The following is a 21,495-nucleotide window of genomic DNA, read 5'->3' on the forward strand; positions in this document are numbered from 1 at the left end:
TTGCTATTTTTACATTTTTTGGGGAAACCAGAACATTTGGCCACCTCATTGGTTAAGATTTTGCTAAGTAGAAAGACATATGATCATTGAACCCGGAGAATTACTGTCCAAGATAGACTCGCCCGCTGACCTGCGGAAGCTGTCTGAGGACCAGTTGTTACAGGTCTGCCAGGAACTGCGACAGTTCATCATTGACAATGTGTCTATCTACGGAGGCCACTTTGGCGCCAGCCTGGGCGTGGTGGAAATGACCGTGGCCCTGCATTACGTGTTCAACACCCCCTATGACCAACTGGTCTGGGACGTGGGGCACCAGGCCTACGGCCACAAAATCCTGACCGGCCGAAGAGACAACTTCCACACCAACCGTAAACTCAACGGCATCTCGGGTTTCCCGAAACGCAAGGAGAGCGAATACGATGCTTTTGGCGTGGGGCACTCCAGTACGTCTATTTCGGCAGCACTGGGCATGGCGGTGGCCTCCCAGATTAAGAAAGAGTTTGACCGTCACCACATTGCCGTGATCGGGGATGGCTCCATGACGGCCGGTATGGCCTTTGAAGCCCTCAACCACGGCGGCGCCACTGACGCCGACCTGCTGGTAATTCTAAACGATAACTGCATGAGCATTGACCCCAACGTGGGCGCGCTCAAAGAATATTTAACAGACATCACCACGTCTCGCACCTACAACAAAGTGCGCGACGAGCTTTGGAACATCCTGGGCAAAATCAGCAAGTTTGGCCCGAACGCCCAGCAGATTGCCTCTAAGGTGGAAAGCGGAATCAAGGCCACTCTCCTCAAGCAGAGCAACCTATTTGAAAGCCTCAAGTTCCGGTACTTCGGTCCCATTGACGGGCACGATGTCAATCATCTGGCCAGCGTCTTGCAAGACCTGAAGAAGATTCCCGGACCTAAGATTCTACATTGCGTGACCGTCAAAGGCAAGGGCTTTGCCTTGGCGGAGAAAGAGCAGACCAAATGGCACGCGCCGGGTCTGTTTGACAAAGTCACCGGTGAAATTTACAAAGTACACCACACCACGCCCCAGCCCCCTAAGTACCAGGATGTATTTGGACACACGCTGTTGGAAATGGCTGAGCAGAACCCCAAAATCATGGGCGTGACCCCGGCTATGCCAAGTGGTTCTTCTATGAACATCATGATGGCGGCCATGCCAGACCGCGCCATTGACGTGGGCATTGCGGAGCAACACGCCGTGACGTTCTCGGCGGGTTTAGCCACGCAAGGCATGGTGCCGTTCTGTAACATCTATTCCAGCTTCATGCAGCGCGGTTATGACCAGGTGGTGCATGATGTGTGTTTGCAGAACCTGCACGTGGTCTTCACGCTAGACAGAGCCGGTTTTGCCGGGGCAGACGGTCAGACGCACCACGGTTCTTATGACATCGCCTTCATGCGCTGTTTGCCTAACATGGTGGTGTCCTCTCCAATGAATGAGCAAGAGTTGCGTAACCTCATGTTCACGGCTAGCCAAGACGGCATGGGGCCTTTTACCATAAGATACCCACGCGGCGAAGGCGTGATGCCCGAATGGCGCACCCCACTGGAGCTGATTGAGGTTGGCAAAGGCCGCACCGTTCAGGAAGGCGAGGAGGTGGCAGTTTTGACCATCGGGCACATTGGCAATTACGTGGTAGACGTTTGCAAGAACCTGAAACTGGACGGTCTGCGCCCAGGGCATTATGATATGCGCTTCTGTAAGCCTTTGGACGAAAAACTCCTGCACCACATCTTCCAGAAGTACGATAAAGTAGTGACGGTAGAGGATGGCTGCTTGCAAGGCGGCTTTGGCAGTGCCATCTTAGAGTTCATGGCCGACCACGGCTACAACGCGCAAGTGAAGCGTCTGGGCATTCCAGACACCATTGTAGAGCACGGCTCTCAGCTAGAGTTACACCGCCTGTGCGGTTTTGACCCAGAAGGTATTGAGCGCGCCGTTAGAGAGTTGATGGAAGTGACGGTAAGAGTGTAATTCGAAAAAAATGGATGAAGGGAGTCCTCTCAGGTTATCTAACCTGGGAGGACTTTCCGTTTTTGGCCTGTTTTCACCAGAGCAAGCCAAAAACGACGACCAGGAATTATGAGTATCTTTAGCCCATGACAAGCCCTGCCCACGAATCCCTGCCCACCTTGCCCTTCAAAGAGAAGCTCATTATCATTGGCCGGTCATTGCTGTTGGTGGTGGTTATTTATACAGTCATTGACTTGTATGAACCTGTCAAGAAGCTATTGTCTGGCCAAGGCATCACCTGGAAGGAAACCGTTTCTCACTTAGAGGTGCTGGAGAAGTGGCCCATTGTGGCCATCATCACCGCTTTAATGGCGAACAGCAGCATCAAGAAGAAGACCAAAGCCTTGCAGGAACCACAAACACAACCGCAGGAAACCACGGGGCAGGGGAGGGAAGGCAAATAAACCTCTTCGTTTTTAGCCACTTTTCCGTAAAACAGGTCAAAATCAGAATTTCCTATGGCATCTAATCTTCTTTCCTATACCCAAACCGGCTCCGGTCCCACCTTGGTCTTTCTGCACGGCTTCTGCGAAAGCAAGGAGCTCTGGACAGATTTCGTAAAGCCGCTGCTCCATGAATTTCAAATAATCACCCTAGACTTGCCTGGCCACGGAGAAAGCGGATTCCCAACAGAATATTCCATGGAAGCGCAGGCGCGTCAAGTTCATGAGACGCTGGCCTCGCTCAACGTAGAGAAATGCCTGCTGGTAGGTCATTCCATGGGCGGCTACGTGAGTCTGGCGGTCGCGGAGCTGTTCCCGGAGCTGTTGTACGGGCTTTGCCTGTTCCACTCCAGCGCCTTGGCAGATACTGAGGAGAAGAAAGACAGCCGCAACAAAACCGTGGAGTTCATCCAGAAGCATGGCGTGGACAAGTTCATGGAAACCTTCGTGGCTCCCCTGTTTGCCGAAAGCAATCGGGTTTCCTGCCAGCCGGCCATTGAGAAGATGCAGGCCATTGGGAAAGCCACGTCGCCGGAAACCATCCTAGGCTGTCTGCAGGCCATGCGCGACAGAAAAGACCGCACTGAGGTTCTTAAAACCACGCCCATTCCCGTGTTCTTCATGGCGGGCAAAGAAGACCCAGCCGTGCCATTGGAGGCCACTCTGCAACAGTGTCACCTGCCAGAGAACAGCATGACCTACTTCCTGGGCCACGTGGGGCATATGGGCATGTTTGAGAACACGGCACTCACCCGTCAGGCTTTGCTCAAGTTCGCCGAGACGCTTTCGCCGGCCAATGCGCAGAAGTACCGGGCCAAGAATTCATTTTAAGCCTGCAGAGGTTAGGAATTGAAGACAAGCGGGTTAAAGTAATATAGCAGTTCCGCTATTTATTTGTAATATTAAGCTTTCTTTTAAGCTCCTAGCCCTTGTCGGTTTTCTTGTATGAATGACGCCCATTACCACCTGCTGCTAAATCACCTGCCTATTCTTGGTTCTTTGTTTGGAGCGCTGCTTTTAGCTTCTGGGTTTGCCACCAGAAGTGTGTCGGTGTTGAAAGCTGGAATGACTACTATTTTAATTTCCTCTCTGCTCACGGTGCCGGCCTATTTTACTGGTGAGCCAGCAGAAGAAATGGTAGAGCGTTTTGCTGGCGTGCGCCATGATGACATTGAGGCCCATGAAGAGGCCGCTGAGTTTGCCCTCTGGGCAATGGGCGCCGCCGGAGCTGCCGCTGTCATGGGGTTGATGACTACATCAGTCCGGGGCTCCCGCTCGCAGAAACCAAGAACCTGGGCCGTCATCACGCTTATTGTGTCTGTATTGGCCTTTGGTGTCATGGCGCTGGCGGGCATCACCGGCGGGCAGATACGGCACAGTGAGCTGCACAAAGAGAAACTGATTGCGCCCGCTCCCGCAGAGAAGAAGTAGCGTAAACTAGTACTATCCAAAGCCGTTTTTGGCCTGATTTCCTAAAAACAGGCCAAAAACGGCTTTTCTTTTAGAAAGCGCTGGCGCTTATTTTATTAACTGACGCTTTTGCTCTATTTTCAGGAATCCAACACCAACCTAACCAACAAAAGACAGACGTCTTCGCACAAGGCATGATGCTACGCAAACCACTCTTCCCGTTGATGATGCTAGGCCTTTTGAGCCTACCGGCCATCGCCCAGAAAAACAAAGAAAAACAGCCACCGTTCACCCCCGCCAAAGAGCGCCTGGAAGGCTACCAGCAGCGCCTGAAACTGCAGCAGAACTCCATTGCCGGCAACATCGCGTTCCGCAACGTAGGCCCTACGGTGATGAGCGGCCGCGTGGTGGACTTGGACGTGTCGCCCACAGACCCAACCAATTTCTACGTGGCCTATGCCTCTGGAGGGTTATGGCACACCACCAACAACGGCATCTCCTTTGAGCCTTTGTTTGACCGCGAGGCCGTGATGACCATCGGGGACATTGCCGTGGACTGGAAAAACAACATCCTCTGGATAGGCACCGGCGAAAGCAACTCCAGCCGCTCGTCTTACTCGGGCGTGGGTATTTATAAATCAACCGACGGAGGCAAGACCTGGCAACACAAAGGCTTGCCAGAGACCCACCACATTGGCCGTATCATCTTAAACCCTACTGACCCGAACATGGCCTGGGTAGCGGCGGTGGGCCATTTGTACTCGCCTAACCAAGAGCGCGGCATCTTCAAGACCACCGACGGTGGCAGCACCTGGAAGCACGTCCTGAAAGGCGGCAACGCCAACACGGGCGCCGTGGACATGGTCATTGACCCAAGCAACCCTAATACTTTGTACGCCAGCTTGTGGCAGCGCGAGCGCCGCGCCTGGAACTTCGTGGAGAGCGGAAGCGGTTCTGGCGTGTACAAAAGCACCAACGGCGGTGAGACCTGGCAGAAGATGGAAGGCGGTCTGCCTGCCGGCGAAGGCGTGGGCCGTATTGGCTTGAGCATTTTCCCGGGCAACCCGAAGATTATTTACGCCAGCGTTGACAACCAGGAACTTCGCAAGGACGTGAAGCCGGCCGTGGCCAGCAACACCAACAAGTTGCGCAAAGAGCAGTTCAAGGACTTCACCAAAGAAGACTTCCTGAAGCTGGATGACGCTACCATCAACACCTTTTTAGACGACAACAACTTCCCAAGAACCTACACCGCCCGCTCCGTGAAGGAGATGGTGCGCACGGATAAGATTAGACCGGTGGCCTTGTCAGATTTCTTGGTAGACGCCAACTCTGTCATGATTGAGACGCCGGTGACGGGCGCGCAGGTGTACCGCTCAGATGATGCAGGACTTACCTGGAAGAAAACCCATGACGGCTACATTGACGACCTGTACTATACCTACGGCTACTATTTCGGGGTCATTAGAGTGTCGCCTATCAACCCGAATCATGTGTACATTCTGGGGGTGCCTTTGCTCAAGTCTGAGGACGCGGGTAAAACCTGGAAGAACATTGAAGGCGACAACGTGCACTCAGACCACCAGGATTTGTGGGTGAGCCCTTCTAAGCCCGGCCATTTGGTGAGCGGGAACGATGGCGGTGTGAACATTACCTATGATGATGGCAAGACTTGGTTCAAAGCCAATTCGCAGGCGTTGGGGCAGTTTTACTCAGTGGCGGTGGACATGGCCACGCCTTACAACGTGTACGGCGGCTTGCAGGACAACGGCGTTTGGGGCGGACCAAGCACCTACACTGCCAGCGCTGCCTGGACAGAGAACGGCCGCTACCCGTACCAGCGTTTGGGCGGCGGAGACGGCATGATGGTGCAGGTAGACTTCAGGGACAACAACACCGTATACACCGGCTCACAGTACGGCGCGTACTTCAGGCTGAACAAGGCAACCGGTCAGCGTCTGCCTATCCAGCCCAAGCACCAACTGGGCGAGCGTCCGTTGCGCTTCAACTGGGAAAGCCCTATTCTGTTGTCGCGTCATAACCAGGATGTGCTGTACTTCGGGTCCAACAAGTTCCACCGCTCTCTGAACAAAGGAGAGAACATGGAGGCCCTGTCGGGTGATTTGACCAACGGCGGAAGAGCGGGTGACGTGGGCTACGGAACCTTGACCGTGATTGAGGAGTCGCCGAAGCGCTTCGGGTTGCTATACACGGGCTCTGATGACGGCTTGATTCATGTGAGCCGCGACGGCGGTTATTCTTGGACCAAGATTTCGGATAAGCTGCCGAAGAACATGTGGATTAGCGCTATCTCAGCGTCTAATGAAAACGAGGGTACGGTGTACGCCACCTTGAACGGCTACCGTTGGGATGATTTCACGCCGTACTTATACGTGTCTACTGACTACGGTAAGAACTGGAAGCAACTAGGCAAAAACCTGCCGAAGGAGCCTTTGAACGTAGTCAAAGAAGATCCTAAAAACCCGAACCTATTGTTTGTAGGCTCTGACAACGGCCTGTACATGTCACTTGACAAAGGACAGACGTTCCAGGCCTTGGGCGGCGATGATTTGCCATCCGTGTCGGTGCATGATTTGGCCATCCATCCAAGAGAGAATGACCTGGTGGTGGGTACGCACGGTCGCTCGCTGTACATTGGTAACATTGCGCACTTGCAGCAGTTGACGCCAGAAGTGCAAGGCAAGGCAGTACATATGTTCCCACTCACCGCGCCGCAGTACTCTGACCGTTGGGGAGAGAAATTCGGGACGTACGGGGACACCTTCACGCCTAATTTGACCGTGCCGTTCTACGTGAACAACGCCGGCACCACCACCATCAGAATCAAAACCGACAAAGGCCAGGTGCTGAAACAGGTAACCGACCAGAGCGAGAAGGGTTTGAACTACGTGGGTTATGATTTGACCGTGGAGCCAGCCAACCAAACCGCCTATGAGCAAGCCTTGAACGAAGGCCGCAAAGGCGGCGAGGCCGTGAAAGTGACGCCAGCCTCCAACAAGAGCCTGTACCTGAAGCCGGGCAAATACACCGTAGAGGTAGAAGCCAACGGCTCTAAGACCACGCAGGAGTTTGTGATTAAAGCCCCTGAGCGCAGAGGCAGAGAATAGATTTTGACAAACCCGTTTTCAGGCCATTTCCTTGAAAAACAGGCTAAAAACGAAAAAGGAGGCCATCACAGCCTCCTTTTTTTGTGTTAACTGAAATGCTCTGTGACTAAGTGCATGGCGTCTGCCTGCGTCAAGGGTTTGGACAGAAAACCCACCACGTCTGGGAACTCCTTTAGCTTCTCCAGGTCATAAAAGCTGGCTGAGGATGACAGCGTGAACACCTTCTTGGCTTTGTGGTGGTCGGGGAGTTCCTGGTACTGGGCTAGAAAGTCAAAGCCGTCCATCACCGACATTTTGATGTCTACCAGAATCAGGTCCAGGGGCAGGGTGGCGTTGGCGTGGGCCTCGCCGGTCAGGTAGTTCAGGGCTTCCTCGCCGTTGAGCACCACGTCAATCTGCTCGGCAATCTCGGCTTTGTTCAAGACGCGCTGGTTCATATAGTTGGTAATCTCGTCGTCGTCAATCAACAAGACTCTGTTGAGTTTCTTCATGGGCACTTGGGTTGTGGGGCGCTGGCAGGCCGTTCTAAGCAACTGTAAAGATAGCGTCTTTCCTATATTGTAGGTCCATCCTTTACAATTGGTCTGTTTTTATGACGCGTTGGCGGGCGGCGTTTGTATTTGCCGGCCCACGCGTTTATCTGGTACGTGCCCTGCCTTGGGAAAGTGACAAAACCAGTCAGATTGGTTTCCTGCCTCGGCTTACTGCGTATATAGGGAATATGAGATGTACTAAGCGTTTTCGGCCTGATTTTCAGAAAACAGGTGAAAATCAAAAAAGTGGAAACAAAACAGGCGCGGGCTTTCTAAACATCCGTCAAAAACCGGTATCTTCCAGAATCCATTCCACTCACGTTTACCCAAGTGATTAGCGTACCTATTAAAATGAACTCAAAGCAGGCCATGAAGTTGAAGTTGGGAGGGGCCGTTGCCCTAGCCTTTCTCTGGGGAGCCACCCTTACCAGTTGTAATTCTAAAGCCGCCGCCGAGGAGACGGCCCGTCAAGACCAGAAGATTGCCGCCGCGGCCGCTGCAGATTCGGCTAAGGCCGTAGCAGACTCATTGGCCGCCAAAGCCAAGGCCGACTCTCTGGATTTGGCCACTAAGGCCATCCTGCCGCACAAACGCATCATTGCCTACTACGGTAACCCCATGTCTAAGCGCATGGGTATCTTAGGCGAATTGCCTCCTAAGCAGATGCTCAAGAAATTGGACGAGGAAGTGAAAACCTGGACAAAGGTTGACCCGGCCACGCCCGTTCAGCCCGCTTTGCACGTGATTGTGGTAACGGCCCAGGGCCAGCCTGGTAAAGGCGGTAAATACCGTCTTCGCATGAGCGACCACGTAGCTGATTCTGTCATCTCTTGGGCCAAGCAGCGCAATGCCATTGTGTTCTTGGACATCCAGATTGGCCAAAGCACCCTGCAAGAAGAGATTCCTAGGCTGGAGAAATGGCTGAAACTGCCGCAGGTGCACTTGGGCATTGACCCTGAGTTTGCCATGAAGAACGGCGCCGTGCCGGGTAGACGCGTGGGGACAATTGATGCCTCAGAAATCAACTACGCCACTGGTGTCCTGGCAGACATTGCCAAGCGCTACAATCTGCCTCCTAAGATTTTGGTGGTGCACCGCTTCACACAGCGCATGGTCACCAACTACAAACAAATCAGACTGCGTCCAAATGTGCAGTTTGTGATGCACATGGACGGCTGGGGTGACCGCATCTTGAAGAAGAGCACCTACAACGACTATATCAAGAAAGAGCCTGTGCAATACACTGGTTTCAAAATCTTCTATAAGAACGACACCAAGAAGGCCGGCTGGAAACTCTACGATCCCAAAGACCTGCTCAAGCTGACGCCGGTTCCGTTGTACATCCAGTATCAATAAGGAGAACCCTCTTATAATTTGAAAGCCGTTTTCGTCCTGTTTTCCAGAAAGCAGGCCGAAAACGGCTTTCTTCATTTAGCAGGCGCATATGCAAAGTAAAAACGGGGTTTGGCATTCTATCTGTGAAGGCGTAGTTTGCAGGAAATAGATAGAAAGGTACGTGGCCAAAGCAACCTATCTCCCTTAGCGGGTATCTATAAAGCAAAGACCCCATTGCTATGAAACACCTGTACACCCTGTGCCTTCTTGTCTTAGTTGCCTTCTCCTCTTGTGAACTGGAAGAAATAAAGCGTACCTGTGACGTGGTTAAGCCCACAGAGAACATCAAATGGCTGAAAGTGCGGGTCCAGGAATTAGAACGTTCTAACCGTTGCCAGGTGGTGCAACAAGGCACCTACAACGGGCACAGCGTCTTCGTAATTGGAAGCTGTGAGCCCGGCATCAACTCCATTAACTCCGTCTATGACTGCGAAGGCAACCTCCTCTGCTTCAACGGCGATGAAACCTGCCCAGATTTTGATAGGGAAGTAAAGGATTTGAGGGTGATTTGGCAGGATGCGAATTAGTGAGGTACAAAGTTTCGCGCTTTTTCTAAAATATGATTGTGTTGCTGAATCAAATCGAAGCGTTTCTAAATAACCAGCCTGAGTTAGTTGTCAGGCGCATTGATGAAAGCATTCTACAGGTTCAAAGTGAAAAAGCATCATCGCCAAGATTTATAGATTTATCATTTGAGACTGAACCTCGAATAGGTATTTCAATGGTGGTAGATTATTTCCCGAATGCTACAAGCCTAGATACTGCCTGGAAATTTCTTGACCTGCTAAGCAGTCCAATCGAGAGGAAAGAATATTTTAAAGGGAAGGCTAGATACAAAGTTGATTATCGTGTAATAAAAGAAACCGGCTTTAAAGAGTTATTTGGAACTGGCATGACTTGGTTATATCCTTTCTGGAAAAAGGATACAACTCATGTTGTAACTGAAAAGGAATTCATCTCTAGAGCGAATGCTTTAAAGGAGTTTAAAAGTTTGAAAAGTAACTTCTGAATCTACTGACATCTCTAAGGCTTAATGATATCTGTCTAATTATTAAGAAAATTGGAAAGCGCTAACAGCAGAATAATCAGACGGCTAAGTTCTTGCTTAGACGATTACTTAAGTCAAAAAATTGGCGTCTATAACTTCACGGAGTACTTGAAAAATTCAGTTGAAGCATTAGAAGGCATATCTTATGATGCTATTCAGATTGGGCGAGATTTTGAAAATAAATTTGAAGTGGCAAGTTTCAGCGATGTTGACCCAAGTATTGAAAGTGTTGAGAAAGTGACTAGTGATTTTCGTGATTGGCTTGAAAGTTTGAGAGGAAAATATCCCAGAACGGAAACACTATAAAAAGAGAAAGGCTACCATTTGGTAGCCTTTCTCTTTTTATAAAAAGTGGTAATTACACCAGCTTGTTCTCTACTAAGTATTCCGCGATTTGAACCGCGTTGGTAGCGGCGCCTTTTCTCAGGTTGTCCGCTACAATCCACATATTGAGGGTTTTTGGCTGAGACTCATCTCTGCGGATGCGGCCTACAAACACTTCGTCTTTGCCGTGGGCGGTGAGAGGCATTGGGTATTGAAGGTTGGCAACGTCATCTACCACCACCACACCCGGGGTTTCCTGCAAGATGCGGTACACTTCCTCTAAGGTGAAATCGCGCTCAAACTCTACATTCACTGACTCTGAGTGACCGCCAATTACAGGAATGCGCACCGTCGTAGCGGTGATTTGGATGGAATCATCGCCCATGATTTTCTTAGTCTCGTTGACCATCTTCATTTCTTCCTTAGTGTAGCCGTTCTCCGTGAAGACGTCAATCTGCGGAATCACGTTCAGGTCAATAGGGTAGGCGTAAGCTTTCTCGCCTTCTTGGCCGTTGCGCTCGTTCATGAGTTGGTCTACCGCTTTCTTGCCAGTTCCGGTCACAGACTGGTAGGTGCTTACTACAATGCGTTTGATTTTAAGCGCTTTGTGCAGGTGATTCAAGGCCACTACCATCTGGATGGTAGAGCAGTTAGGGTTGGCGATGATCTTGTCAGCGGCAGTCAGTTCAGAAGCGTTAATTTCGGGTACTACCAGCTTTTTGGTAGGATCCATACGCCAGGCAGATGAGTTATCAACCACGGTGGTACCGGCTTCGGCGAACTTAGGCGCCATTTCCTTGCTCACGCCACCGCCGGCAGAGAAGATGGCAATGGCTGGTTTCTGCGCAATGGCATCATCCATACTAATGACGGTGTACTCCTTGCCCTGGAAAGACATCTTCTGGCCCACAGAACGCTCTGAGGCCACTAACAACAACTCATCAACCGGAAATTGGCGCTCGGCCAACACCTTCAGCATTTCGCCACCCACTAGGCCGGTGGCGCCTACTACAGCTACTTTCATGTAAGGTGAACTTATAAAAATGAATGTCGGTCATGGGCTTTGGCTTTTATGTTGAGGCCGCACGCCTGAGTAGATTTCCGTTTTTGCCTTGTTTTCTGAGAATCAGGCAGAAAACGGAAATTTCTCTGCCGCAAAGAAACCAACTTTTACGCACTTTTAAAGTATGGTCATTCTATGCGGCAACTCTTTCTTTTGATAATGCTATGGTTTGCCCTTTGCGGCACGGCTAGCGCCCAGCTTCGGGAGACATTTGCAGACGGTGATTTTACCCAAAATCCTGCTTGGACCGGTGACGTGGCCTCTTTTCAGGTGAACGCCGCCCAGCAACTGCAAAGCAAAGGTCCCGCCGTGACGGGCACCACCCTGCAACTCATGACGCCCAATACGCTGGCCGTTGGCGTGCAATGGGAGTTCTACCTGCAACTGAACTTTGCCACCTCCTCAGGCAATTACGCCGAAGTCCACCTCACTTCAGACAACCAAGATTTGAAAGGCGCTCACCAAGGCTATTTCGTGCGCATTGGCGGCACTGAGGACGAGGTAAGCCTCTACCGTAAAGACGGCGGCACCGCCGTGCGCATCATCAATGGTCCAGATAAGACCGTGGCCACTTCCAACAACTTGCTTAGAGTGCGCGTGACCAGAACCGAGGCCTCTGTCTGGAACCTGGAAGTGGACATGGGGGCCACCGGCCAGAACTATGTAAGTCAAGGCACGGCGCAAGACGCCCGCTACACCACGTCGGTCTACACCGGCGTGCGCTTCACCTACAGCCAGGCCAACGCCCAAAAGTTTTACTTCGATGACTTCTCCATCAAAGACATTGGCCTGCCCACCCTCACTGAGACCAAAGTGCTTGGACCGAGGTCTCTGGAAGTGAAATTCTCAGAGCCTGTCACCGAAACCTCAGTGCAGAACTTGCAGAACTATCTGCTCAATGGTAATCGGAATCCCAATTCTGTTGAAATAGTAGACCCCAGTACCATCCGGCTTACTTTCGCCTCAGATTTTGCCACAGGAGCCAACACCCTCCAGATGGCGGAGATTGTGGACGTTCAAGGCAACACCGCCCGTAATTTGCAGACCACCTTTGACTACGTGCCCATTGCCCAACCCGGCGACGTGCGCATCACGGAGATTTATGCTGACCTGAACCCACTGCAGGACCTGCCTGCCGCAGAGTTCTTCGAGGTTCATAACCAAAGCGACAAGACCTTTAACCTGCAGAACTGGAAATACTCAGACGCGACCACCAATACGGCCATTTTTCCATCCTACCTACTCAAGCCCGGTGCCTATGTGATTGTAACCGCCGCCGCAGATACGGCTTTGTACAAGCCCTTCGGGGAAGTGGTAGGTTTGTCCAGCTTTCCGTCTTTAAATGACGCGGGAGATGAGGTAGAGCTTTACAACGCGCAAGGACAGTTGCTGGACAAAGTAACATACACCAACGCATGGTACCGCGATGCTCAGAAGAAGGAGGGAGGCTGGACCTTGGAACTGGTGGATGCGAACACCGCCTGCACGGGCGCTGTCGCCTGGAAAGCCTCTGAATATCCAAGCGGCGGAACTCCGGGTAAGGTAAACTCTGTGCAAGGGAAGGATGCGTCGGGTCCTATTTTAGTGCAAGCTGTGACGACCAGCCCAGATAAAGTAAAACTCACCTTTGACGAACCTCTGGACAGTCTGGCGGCGGCTTTTTCCTTGTACAGGATTTCGCCCGAAGTGGTAGTTTCAAAAGTGCAAGTATTGCCCTCAGGATTTTCTGAGGTGGAATTGACCTTGCAGGCGCCGTTACGGGAGAATGTAAAGTATACCGTCACCGTGCAGGGTGTGAGAGATTGCGCAGGGAATGTAAGCGCGAGTCAGCAGATGGTGACGCTAGTCTTGCCAGCCGAAGCACAGAAAGGTGATGTGGTCATCAATGAGATTTTGTTCAACCCCGGCACCGGCGGCGTGGACTTTGTGGAACTGGTCAACCGCACCGATAAGTACCTGAACCTGCAGAACTGGCAAGTGGCCAATCGCGAGAAGGGCGAAATCACCAATGCCAAGACCATTTCCGCGCAACCTCTTCTACTAGCGCCCAATGCCTATTGGGTACTCACGGCAGATGCCAAGATTCTTCGGGAGCAATATCCCAACGGCAAACCCGACACCTTCCATCAACTTACCTCGCTGCCCTCTTTCAACGATGATGCCGGGAATGTGGTCTTGCTGCTACCGGATAAAACTGTCATGGATGAAGTAGCCTACAGCGCAGACCAGCATTTCAAATTGATAAAGGATCCAGAGGGCATTTCCCTGGAAAGGATGCAGCTCGCCGGGCCATCGGTGGCGGCTAATTTCCATTCGGCGGCCACGGCCGTGAAGGCGACTCCGGGCTATCTGAATTCCCAAGCCCAAACCGCCGCTACGCCGCAAAGCAAGAAACTTACGCTAGAGCCCAAGGTGTTCACACCAGACGGTGATGGGGTGGACGATGTGCTGTTGATGCAATTCTCAGACTTAAGAACCGGAACCGTAGCCCAGGTAACCATCTACGACGGCTCTGGAAGACCAGTGCGGAAACTGGCTAACAACTCCTTGGCTGGCAGTGAGAACCTGGTTCAGTGGGACGGGCTCACGGACAAAGGCACCAAAGCGGCCATCGGGTATTATATAGTGTTGGTGGAGCTGTTCAACCTGAACGGCGAGAAGGAAATTATCAAAGAGACTACCGTGGTAGGCGGTCGTTTTTAGGCTGTTTTCTAGAAATCAGGCCAAAAACGGCTTCGCGTATCCTCACTTTTGGCAAGCCCGGCGTTTTTCTGAATCTTTGCAGAAAATTGGCTCTGCACGGGGCCTTATCTGTTTGTACTTGTGGAGATTCTGTACCTGTGTCTGTTCGCGTTTCTGGCGGGCTTGATTGATTCTGTAGTGGGCGGCGGCGGACTTATTCAGTTACCGGCGCTGTTCGTGTTCCTTCCTTCGGCGCCTATCCCGGCCTTGTTTGGCACGGGCAAGCTGTCCAGCATTGCCGGTACCTCGGTATCTCTCTGGCGCTTTTCCCGCAACGTAGAAATCAACTGGAAAGCGGTTCTGCCGGCGGCAGCGGCGGCGTTTGTCTTCTCGTTCCTGGGTGCCCGCGTGGTGAGCCATTTTGACAAGGAGATGCTCAGGCCTTTGATTCTGGTTTTGTTGATTGCCGTGGCTCTGTATACCTTCTTCCGGAAGGATTTTGGCGCCATCCACGCACCGCGACTGGCGCCGGCCAAGGAGGTCTGGTACGGCATGGGCGTGGGGCTGGTAATTGGGTTCTATGACGGGTTTTTCGGGCCTGGGACGGGCAGTTTCCTGATGTTTGTGTTTGTGGGTTTGTTCGGGTTTAACTTTCTGGCGGCCTCGGCGTCAGCCAAAGTAGTAAACGTAGCTACTAATTTATCTGCTTTGTTGTACTTTGGGTATAAAGGTTTTATCTTGTTCCACATTGGAATACCAATGGCTATCAGCAGCGTGCTAGGTTCTGTAGTGGGTACCAAGATTGCGTTGGCCAAAGGCAGTGGGTTTGTGCGGAAGCTTTTCTTAGTGGTAGTGACGGGCATCATTCTTAAATTTGCCTACGACACGTTTTACGCTTAGCCGTTTTTAGCCTGTTTTCCAGGAAATACGTCAAAACCAGTACCCAATACTAGGCAATCCCCCATCGCCTGTTTTAGAATACCTCTTTACTATAAGTTTAGCGCAGCAGGAAGTCCCTGGTTGCCAATTGATTTTTCAGACTTTAATCTACTTGTATGTTGAAAAGATCTCTACAAAGACTTTCATTCTGGGCATTGCCTGCCCTGGCTTTTCTTTTAGTTGCTCCTGCCGCCCAAGCCCAGGACGAGGTGGGGGAATTCATTAGAGCTGGTAAAGAAGACGCTACCAAGCTTGTGAAAGCGTACGCAGAGCCTGCTGGTATTGCCTTGGGCCATAACCTGAGCAGCGGCTGGTTTAACTCAGGCCAAGCCATGAAGCCAGGTCGTTTTGACATCCGTATCTATGCCTCGGCTGTGTTTGCGCCAGATAACGCCAAGACGTTTGATATTTCAAAACTGGGCCTAAAGCAGATACGCACCTCTACCGGTGCTACTTTTGACCCTAACCGCCCGGTATTGGTGCCCACCGTTTTCGGGGAAGACACTGAAGGACCAGAGCTGACCGTGTACACCCGCAATCCTTTGACCAACCAAGAAGAAGAGGTGGTGTCTTTCAACTCACCTCCTGGGACCGGGTATGACGTATTGCCTTTCCCGATGGCACAGGTGAGCGTTGGCTTGGTAAAAGACACAGAGATTGCCGTACGGTTTGTACCTAAAACCAAAGCCGACGATTTTGAAGGAAGCCTTTGGGGTGTGGGCGTGAAGCATGGCATCAAGCAATGGATTCCGGGGTTGGCTTCTATCCCGGGTTTTGACGTGACAGTGTTTGGGGGCTATACCTCCCTTACCAGCTCTTATGGTCTAGACGTACCTTTGACAGCAGATAACATGCAATACGCGACCCCGCAGCAGCAAAGTTCTACCTATTATGATGGCCAGGCACTGGAGTTGAAGACCAAGGCTTGGTCGGCTAGCTTGATTGCCTCAAAGACGTTCAGTGTAATTACGGGCTATGCCGGCGTGCGGTACAGCAACGTGGAGACTGATTTAAACGCGGTGGGCAAGTATCCCGTGGTGGCGTATAGAACTACTGTTCCCTACAGCAAATACGTGGATGACGTAGTAAACCCAATCATAGTGAACATGAAAGACGCGCAGGTAGGCGCTACGGCCGGTCTTAGGTTAAAATTGGCTTTCTTCTCTCTCTACGGTGAGTACACCTTGGCCAAATACTCTACCGCCATGGCCGGTATCGGTTTAGGCTGGAATTAAGAATTCTTCGTTTTTGGCTTATTTTCTCAGAAACAGGTCAAAAACGACTTTATATTCAAAAGCGCCTCTTCTAAGCAATTAGGGGAGGCGCTTTTGTTATTCTGTATTTAAGGCCTCCATATGTGCTATAATAATTAATGTCTTCATGTCTGCCCTTAGCCTTAAATAATTGAGATGTTGAGTAGATAGAAGTATGAAACATTTGAGTTAGTGCGCTAGATTTTATTATAAATGAACACACTAAACGGCCATAAAGACTTAAAAGCTGGGGGAAGCATATTTTCAAAGGATACAGTACCGCACCATGTTATTTAAAACCAAAATAATGTAATGTTCAGATTGTAATAAAGTTGCGGATATATAGCGTTTGCCTATATTTGGTAGATAAACCAATCTGTACACCCTAAACACAACCAAATGAAAAAAACTTTACTCTTAAGTTTTGTTTTTGTGCTGGCGCTAATAACACAGGCGTGGGCTCAGAACAGAACTGTCACGGGACGAGTGACTGATGCACAAACAGGAGACGGTATGCCTGGTGTAACTGTTCAACTCAAAGGAACCACAAATGCTTCACCAACCGATGGAGATGGTAGATATGAAATTAGCGTTCCATCTACTGGTGGTACCTTAGTATTTACCTTCATTGGTTATTCTAACCAAGAAGTAAACATTGGAACCAGATCTACAGTTGATGTAAGACTTGCGGCTGACCAGCAAGCCTTAAACGAAATTGTAGTTGTAGGTTATGGAACTCAGCTTAAAAAAGATGTGACTAGCTCCATTTCTCAGGTGAAAGGTGAAGCCATAGCCAACTTGGCTACGCCAAGCTTTGACCAACAATTGTCTGGCCGCGCGGCTGGGGTGGTGGTTCAACAGCCATCTGGTATCTTGGGCGCTCCTCCAACCATTAGAATTAGAGGGGTAAACTCCATCTCTGGAAGTAACTCACCTTTAATAGTTATTGACGGTGTGCCAGCTTCTTCTGGAAACGTTGGTGCTTTTACTAGTGTGAACGCCTTAGCAGACATTAACCCAAATGACATCGAGTCTTTTGAAATCTTGAAAGACGGAGCTGCTACAGCTATCTATGGGTCACGTGCTTCTAATGGGGTAATCCTTATTACTACCAAGCAAGGAAAGCAAGGTCAACTTAAATTCAACTATGATGGCTGGACTGGTTGGTCTGAGGCAACTGAACTGCATGACCTGCTTAATGCAGAGCAGTTTGTTGAAATCCAGAACGAGAAATACAGAAACGCAGGTTCTGCTGAGCCAGCTAAGTTTGATGGTACCAATACCAACTGGAATGACTATGTATATAGAAGAGCATTTCAGCAGAGTCATACTATTTCTGCAAGTGCTGGAACAGAAAGAACTAAATACTATGTGTCTTTAGGATACAGTGATCAAGAAGGTATTGCTGTAGCAAACAGCCTAAACCGTTACTCCTTAAGAGCTAACTTAAATCAGAAGGTTAGCAATAAAATTATTTGGGATGTACAGACTGGCTTGACTCACCAAGAAAACTTAGGTCCGCTCATTGGTACAAACAGTCTGTCTGGTAACACGTTCGCGGTAATCCGTATGTTGCCTAACGTACCTGTGTACAATCCAAATGATCCAACAGGATACAATGTGGACGCTACCACGCGTAGCTCATTGGGCAGAGGGCCTAACACTATTACCATTGCCAATGGTATTCCTAACCAGATGTTTGTATTGGAGAATAATACCCGCGCTGGTAAAACCTATCGTTTTGTTGGTAATACTTCTTTGAGCGCCAACATCATTGATAAACTGACTTTCAAAACCCTGATTGGAGCGGACTTCAGCATTGTGGATGACTTCAGCTTTCAGGATCCACGTCATGGTGACGGTCTTTCTTCTGGTGGTTCACTTACTCAAGCATATAGCCCTTTCTATACTTGGAACTGGCAGAACATTCTATCTTACAACACTTCTTTCAATGAGGCCCACAATGTGGATGCAACATTGGTAGCAGAATATACTAAGAGTAGATCTTCTTTCTTCCAGGCTTCAGGTACTACCATATCTGATAGATTCTTTAATGAGAACATTCAGACTGGAACGCTTACTACCCAGCAGATTTTTGGTGACTTAGAAGAGAATGGTTTGGCGTCTTATCTGGGACGTGTGAATTACAACTTCAAAAGCAAATACTACCTTGGAGTATCTCTTAGAGCAGATGGATTATCTAAACTATCTCCTGACAACCGTTGGGGTTATTTCCCAGGAGTATCTGCTGCCTATAGAATCTCAGAAGAAGATTTCTTTAAAAATTCTGGCGTTGTAGACATCATAAGTGATCTTAGAATTAGAGGTAGCTACGCAGAAGTAGGAAATAGTGGAATTGTAAGTGGTAACTACGGTTATTTGGGAAGCTTTGGCTCGGTTCAATATGGTGGTGAAAGTGGTATTGCTTTCAGTAACACAGGTAATCCTAACCTGAAATGGGAAACACAGAAAATCTCTGATGTTGGATTGGACCTTGGATTCTTCAATGGTCGCTTAAATTTTGAGTTTGCTTACTGGAAGAAAGACAATGATGACATTGTGTTAGGTGCTCCAACACCTCCATCATTGGGCGTGCCAGGTAACCTTATCTACAGAAACATTGGTAGAATGGTAAATGACGGATTGGAATTCTCTGTTAACGGGAATGTAATTGAAACTTCTGCCTTTACCTGGAACTCTAGTGTGAACTTCTCTACTCAAAGAAATGAGGTTAAAGAACTAGTAGAGGGTCAAGACATCATTGGTGCCTACAACATAATCAGAGTAGGAGAATCATTTAATTCTATTTATGGTTACATGTATGAAGGCGTAAATATGTCTAATGGTAACCCAATCTATAAGAAAGCCAATGGTTCTTTGGTTCAGGGCGACATTAACGGAAACGCTTATAAAGTATATGACCCAGCTAACCCAACAGACGTGTCTAAGGCTGCTTCTTTAAGCGCTAGTGATAAAGTTGTTCTTGGTGGTGCATTGCCTACTTGGTTTGGCGGCTTTGACAACAACTTTAAGTATGCCGGCTTTGACATGAATGTGTTCTTCCGTTTCTCTGGCGGGAATAAAATCATGAACCGTACCCGTCAGGACCTGTTAACCATGTTGTTTGAAAACAACGGTACTGAGATTTTGGGAAGATGGCAAAGTGTGGACAAGCCTGGAGATGGTCAAACACCTAAGTTGAGACAAGGCAGACAGCTTATCATCAATACTGAGAATGAGGCATCTTCTAGGTTTGTTGAAAGCGGTGACTTCTTGAAATTGAGTAATGTAAGCTTGGGCTATACTATTCCAAAAACCTTCACTGAGAAATATAAAATTGAGAGAGTACGCATATTTGCTCAATTGCAAAACGCAGTGACTATTTCTGGTTATAAAGGTTTAGATCCAGAAATGTCTTCTTCTATTGGGGTAGATTATAATACCAACCCTCAGCAGAGAGTGTTGTCTTTTGGTGTTAACCTAGGCTTCTAATTTTTAGATTTAAATATTCAAAATGAAAAATCATACCATAAAACGGGCTATAAAGGTCGCGCTGGTTGCGCCTTTCTTCACATTAGCCTTTACTTTAACCTCTTGTGAGAAAGAGGTAATTGAGTTAGAAGCGCCAGACAGGTATACAGAGGTAGGTGCTTTTGAATCTCCAGCAAGAATTCAACTTACCATGAACGGTGTCTATGATGCTGCGCAAAGCGGGTTTTATGCTGGTGGTGCTGTAAGGGGGTACCCATTTGGTGCTGCAAGTGTAGAGCAAGGGGATAACAGAGGGGAAGATATGATGAACATGGAAGCTTTTTACCAAGCTACCTATGAGAACTTATATAATGCCACCACTGCTAACAACCAATATATGTGGGAAACTCTTTATTCTCTCATAAACAAGGCGAATGTTGCCATTGAGGGAATACAGGGTGCTTCTACTGCGGGCATCATCTCTGCACAATTGGCAGATGAGTATATTGCTGAGTGTAAGTTTTTGAGAGCATTAGCCTTGCATGAGTTAGTCACACATTTTGCAAGACCCTATAACCATACTGGAGATGCTTCTCACCTAGGAGTTCCAATTAGATTGACTGCTGTAAATACCCCAGCGCGTGTAGATGAGGCCAAAGCGCAAGGCCGTAATACTGTTAAGGAGGTGTATGATCAGATCCTTACTGATTTAAATGCTGCAGAAACAGCTTTGCCAGCTTCTAGAACTACTTTTCAGATTACAAAAGCTACGAAAGGAGCTGCTATTGCCCTTAAAACAAGAATTCTTCTACACAAGGGTGATAACGCAGGTGTGATCACTGAGGCTACCAAAATAGTGAGTGCCACTGCTCCCTTCACAAGCCCTATAGGTGGTTACAAACTTACTGTTGAACCTACAGGACCATTTGGCGCAGGCAATAAGAATAACACAGAGTCAATTTTCTCTATTCTTAACTCAGGTACAGATAATGCAAGTACCAATGGTGCATTGCCTCAGATGTATGGTTCTGCTCCCAATAGAGCGCTTGTGGCTATCAGCCCTGTTATATGGAATCAAACGTTTTGGCCTGTTAATGACAAGAGAAGAACCGCTCTTACAGATGTTAGTAGCAACAACTACCGATACACGACCAAGTATAATGGTGATAAAGTAACTTGGGGAGATAATACACCAGTTATTAGATATGCAGAGGTGTTGTTGAACTATGCAGAAGCATTGGCTCGTACTGGCTCTTCTGATAGGGCTATTGAATTATTAAATGCTGTAAGAGGTAGATCAACCACTCAAGTGTACACAGCTGCTGAATTAAGTTCTCCACAGGCACTCATTCAAGCTATAATCAATGAGCGTAGAATTGAGTTCTTAGCAGAAGGCTTGAGATGGAAGGACATCCATAGACTGGCAGTAGAAGGGATTTATGTATATAAAGGCATCCCTTCTAAGGTGACAAAAGGGAATTCAACAGCTGCTGACTATGTTGCTGCTAGCGGAACTGTAAGAGCTGGAGCCTTTGCTGTGCCTGCTGTGCCTTATGATGATTTTAGATTCATTTGGCCAATCCCTGCTTCTGAAACTTCTTCTAATCCAGTTTTAGCTAAGCAACAGAACCCTAACTACTAACTTGCTGTAAATGTATTATTGTTCAGACATTAAGCAGTAATTTTTTTAGTGCTTAATGTCTGAATACTTATTGACTTAATTTTAAGTAAAAAGCCCTTGGCCTAAATTTAGGCCAAGGGCTTTTTACTT

Annotated in this window: 16 protein-coding genes; 14 read left to right on the top strand and 2 right to left on the bottom strand. The window is 49.0% G+C overall.

Features of this window, described 5'->3' with window-relative positions; all coding sequences use genetic code 11:
- The first annotated feature begins 79 nt into the window (after positions 1-79).
- From dxs to TH61_RS09100, 5 genes are all read left to right on the top strand, one after another.
- Entirely contained in the window at positions 80-1,996 is a 1,917-nt protein-coding gene (gene dxs / locus TH61_RS09080) for a 1-deoxy-D-xylulose-5-phosphate synthase (RefSeq protein WP_066508450.1), read from the top strand.
- A gap of 125 nt (positions 1,997-2,121) precedes the next feature.
- On the top strand, positions 2,122-2,439 hold the full coding sequence (locus TH61_RS09085) for a hypothetical protein (protein WP_066508452.1): 318 nt from the start codon (positions 2,122-2,124) through the stop codon (positions 2,437-2,439).
- Positions 2,440-2,493: 54 nt separating this feature from the next.
- Positions 2,494-3,309 (top strand): alpha/beta fold hydrolase, encoded by an 816-nt coding sequence (locus tag TH61_RS09090; RefSeq protein WP_066508453.1) that lies wholly within the window; start codon positions 2,494-2,496, stop codon positions 3,307-3,309.
- A 114-nt stretch (positions 3,310-3,423) separates the two neighbouring features.
- Positions 3,424-3,909 carry a hypothetical protein gene (locus tag TH61_RS09095; RefSeq protein ID WP_066508454.1) on the top strand — a complete coding sequence of 162 codons (486 nt, stop codon included), beginning with the start codon at positions 3,424-3,426 and terminating at the stop codon, positions 3,907-3,909.
- 173 nt (positions 3,910-4,082) lie between these two features.
- Positions 4,083-7,016 (top strand): glycosyl hydrolase, encoded by a 2,934-nt coding sequence (locus TH61_RS09100; protein ID WP_066508455.1) that lies wholly within the window; start codon positions 4,083-4,085, stop codon positions 7,014-7,016.
- A gap of 86 nt (positions 7,017-7,102) precedes the next feature.
- On the opposite strand, the gene TH61_RS09105 is transcribed toward TH61_RS09100, so the two are convergent.
- Entirely contained in the window at positions 7,103-7,507 is a 405-nt protein-coding gene (locus TH61_RS09105) for a response regulator (RefSeq protein ID WP_066508456.1), read from the bottom strand.
- A gap of 393 nt (positions 7,508-7,900) precedes the next feature.
- Between TH61_RS09105 and TH61_RS09110 the strand changes: the two genes are divergently transcribed.
- The 4 genes from TH61_RS09110 (at position 7,901) to TH61_RS09125 (ending at position 10,298) form a co-directional block, all read left to right on the top strand.
- Positions 7,901-8,905, top strand: a complete 1,005-nt coding sequence (locus TH61_RS09110; protein WP_231862197.1) for a hypothetical protein — start codon at positions 7,901-7,903, stop codon at positions 8,903-8,905.
- Between the two features lie 218 nt (positions 8,906-9,123).
- Complete coding sequence (locus tag TH61_RS09115; RefSeq protein ID WP_066508457.1) at positions 9,124-9,471, top strand: hypothetical protein; 348 nt, start codon at positions 9,124-9,126, stop codon at positions 9,469-9,471.
- 32 nt (positions 9,472-9,503) lie between these two features.
- Positions 9,504-9,953, top strand: a complete 450-nt coding sequence (locus tag TH61_RS09120) for a hypothetical protein (RefSeq protein ID WP_066508458.1) — start codon at positions 9,504-9,506, stop codon at positions 9,951-9,953.
- 147 nt (positions 9,954-10,100) lie between these two features.
- Positions 10,101-10,298 carry a hypothetical protein gene (locus tag TH61_RS09125; protein ID WP_157600671.1) on the top strand — a complete coding sequence of 66 codons (198 nt, stop codon included), beginning with the start codon at positions 10,101-10,103 and terminating at the stop codon, positions 10,296-10,298.
- A gap of 52 nt (positions 10,299-10,350) precedes the next feature.
- Here TH61_RS09125 and TH61_RS09130 read toward each other — a convergent pair whose 3' ends face one another.
- Positions 10,351-11,340 (bottom strand): aspartate-semialdehyde dehydrogenase, encoded by a 990-nt coding sequence (locus tag TH61_RS09130; RefSeq protein WP_066508462.1) that lies wholly within the window; start codon positions 11,338-11,340, stop codon positions 10,351-10,353.
- 174 nt (positions 11,341-11,514) lie between these two features.
- On the opposite strand from TH61_RS09130, the gene TH61_RS09135 reads away from it, so the two are divergent.
- From TH61_RS09135 to TH61_RS09155, 5 genes are all read left to right on the top strand, one after another.
- Complete coding sequence (locus TH61_RS09135) at positions 11,515-14,082, top strand: lamin tail domain-containing protein (RefSeq protein ID WP_066508464.1); 2,568 nt, start codon at positions 11,515-11,517, stop codon at positions 14,080-14,082.
- A gap of 120 nt (positions 14,083-14,202) precedes the next feature.
- Complete coding sequence (locus TH61_RS09140) at positions 14,203-14,961, top strand: TSUP family transporter (RefSeq protein ID WP_231862198.1); 759 nt, start codon at positions 14,203-14,205, stop codon at positions 14,959-14,961.
- A gap of 155 nt (positions 14,962-15,116) precedes the next feature.
- Positions 15,117-16,235 (top strand): DUF6588 family protein, encoded by a 1,119-nt coding sequence (locus TH61_RS09145; protein ID WP_157600672.1) that lies wholly within the window; start codon positions 15,117-15,119, stop codon positions 16,233-16,235.
- A gap of 417 nt (positions 16,236-16,652) precedes the next feature.
- Positions 16,653-19,745, top strand: coding sequence for a TonB-dependent receptor (locus tag TH61_RS09150; RefSeq protein ID WP_066508470.1), 3,093 nt, complete (start codon positions 16,653-16,655; stop codon positions 19,743-19,745).
- A gap of 22 nt (positions 19,746-19,767) precedes the next feature.
- The gene (locus TH61_RS09155) at positions 19,768-21,366 is read left to right on the top strand and encodes a RagB/SusD family nutrient uptake outer membrane protein (RefSeq protein WP_071887822.1); all 1,599 of its coding nucleotides are present in this window, start codon (positions 19,768-19,770) and stop codon (positions 21,364-21,366) included.
- Positions 21,367-21,495 lie beyond the last annotated feature (129 nt).

Origin of the sequence: Rufibacter sp. DG15C (genome assembly GCF_001577755.1) — a bacterium.
Taxonomy (GTDB): domain Bacteria; phylum Bacteroidota; class Bacteroidia; order Cytophagales; family Hymenobacteraceae; genus Nibribacter.

Bases quoted from the DNA above. Each gene is read 5' to 3' on its own strand.
- TH61_RS09105 (WP_066508456.1), bottom strand. From the start codon at position 7,507: ATGAAGAAACTCAACAGAGTCTTGTTGATTGACGACGACGAGATTACC.
- TH61_RS09115 (WP_066508457.1), top strand. From the start codon at position 9,124: ATGAAACACCTGTACACCCTGTGCCTTCTTGTCTTAGTTGCCTTCTCC.
- TH61_RS09155 (WP_071887822.1), top strand. From the start codon at position 19,768: ATGAAAAATCATACCATAAAACGGGCTATAAAGGTCGCGCTGGTTGCG.
- TH61_RS09085 (WP_066508452.1), top strand. From the start codon at position 2,122: ATGACAAGCCCTGCCCACGAATCCCTGCCCACCTTGCCCTTCAAAGAG.
- TH61_RS09135 (WP_066508464.1), top strand. From the start codon at position 11,515: ATGCGGCAACTCTTTCTTTTGATAATGCTATGGTTTGCCCTTTGCGGC.
- TH61_RS09145 (WP_157600672.1), top strand. From the start codon at position 15,117: ATGTTGAAAAGATCTCTACAAAGACTTTCATTCTGGGCATTGCCTGCC.
- TH61_RS09110 (WP_231862197.1), top strand. From the start codon at position 7,901: ATGAACTCAAAGCAGGCCATGAAGTTGAAGTTGGGAGGGGCCGTTGCC.
- TH61_RS09090 (WP_066508453.1), top strand. From the start codon at position 2,494: ATGGCATCTAATCTTCTTTCCTATACCCAAACCGGCTCCGGTCCCACC.
- TH61_RS09130 (WP_066508462.1), bottom strand. From the start codon at position 11,340: ATGAAAGTAGCTGTAGTAGGCGCCACCGGCCTAGTGGGTGGCGAAATG.
- TH61_RS09095 (WP_066508454.1), top strand. From the start codon at position 3,424: ATGAATGACGCCCATTACCACCTGCTGCTAAATCACCTGCCTATTCTT.
- TH61_RS09100 (WP_066508455.1), top strand. From the start codon at position 4,083: ATGATGCTACGCAAACCACTCTTCCCGTTGATGATGCTAGGCCTTTTG.
- TH61_RS09150 (WP_066508470.1), top strand. From the start codon at position 16,653: ATGAAAAAAACTTTACTCTTAAGTTTTGTTTTTGTGCTGGCGCTAATA.
- TH61_RS09120 (WP_066508458.1), top strand. From the start codon at position 9,504: ATGATTGTGTTGCTGAATCAAATCGAAGCGTTTCTAAATAACCAGCCT.
- dxs (WP_066508450.1), top strand. From the start codon at position 80: ATGATCATTGAACCCGGAGAATTACTGTCCAAGATAGACTCGCCCGCT.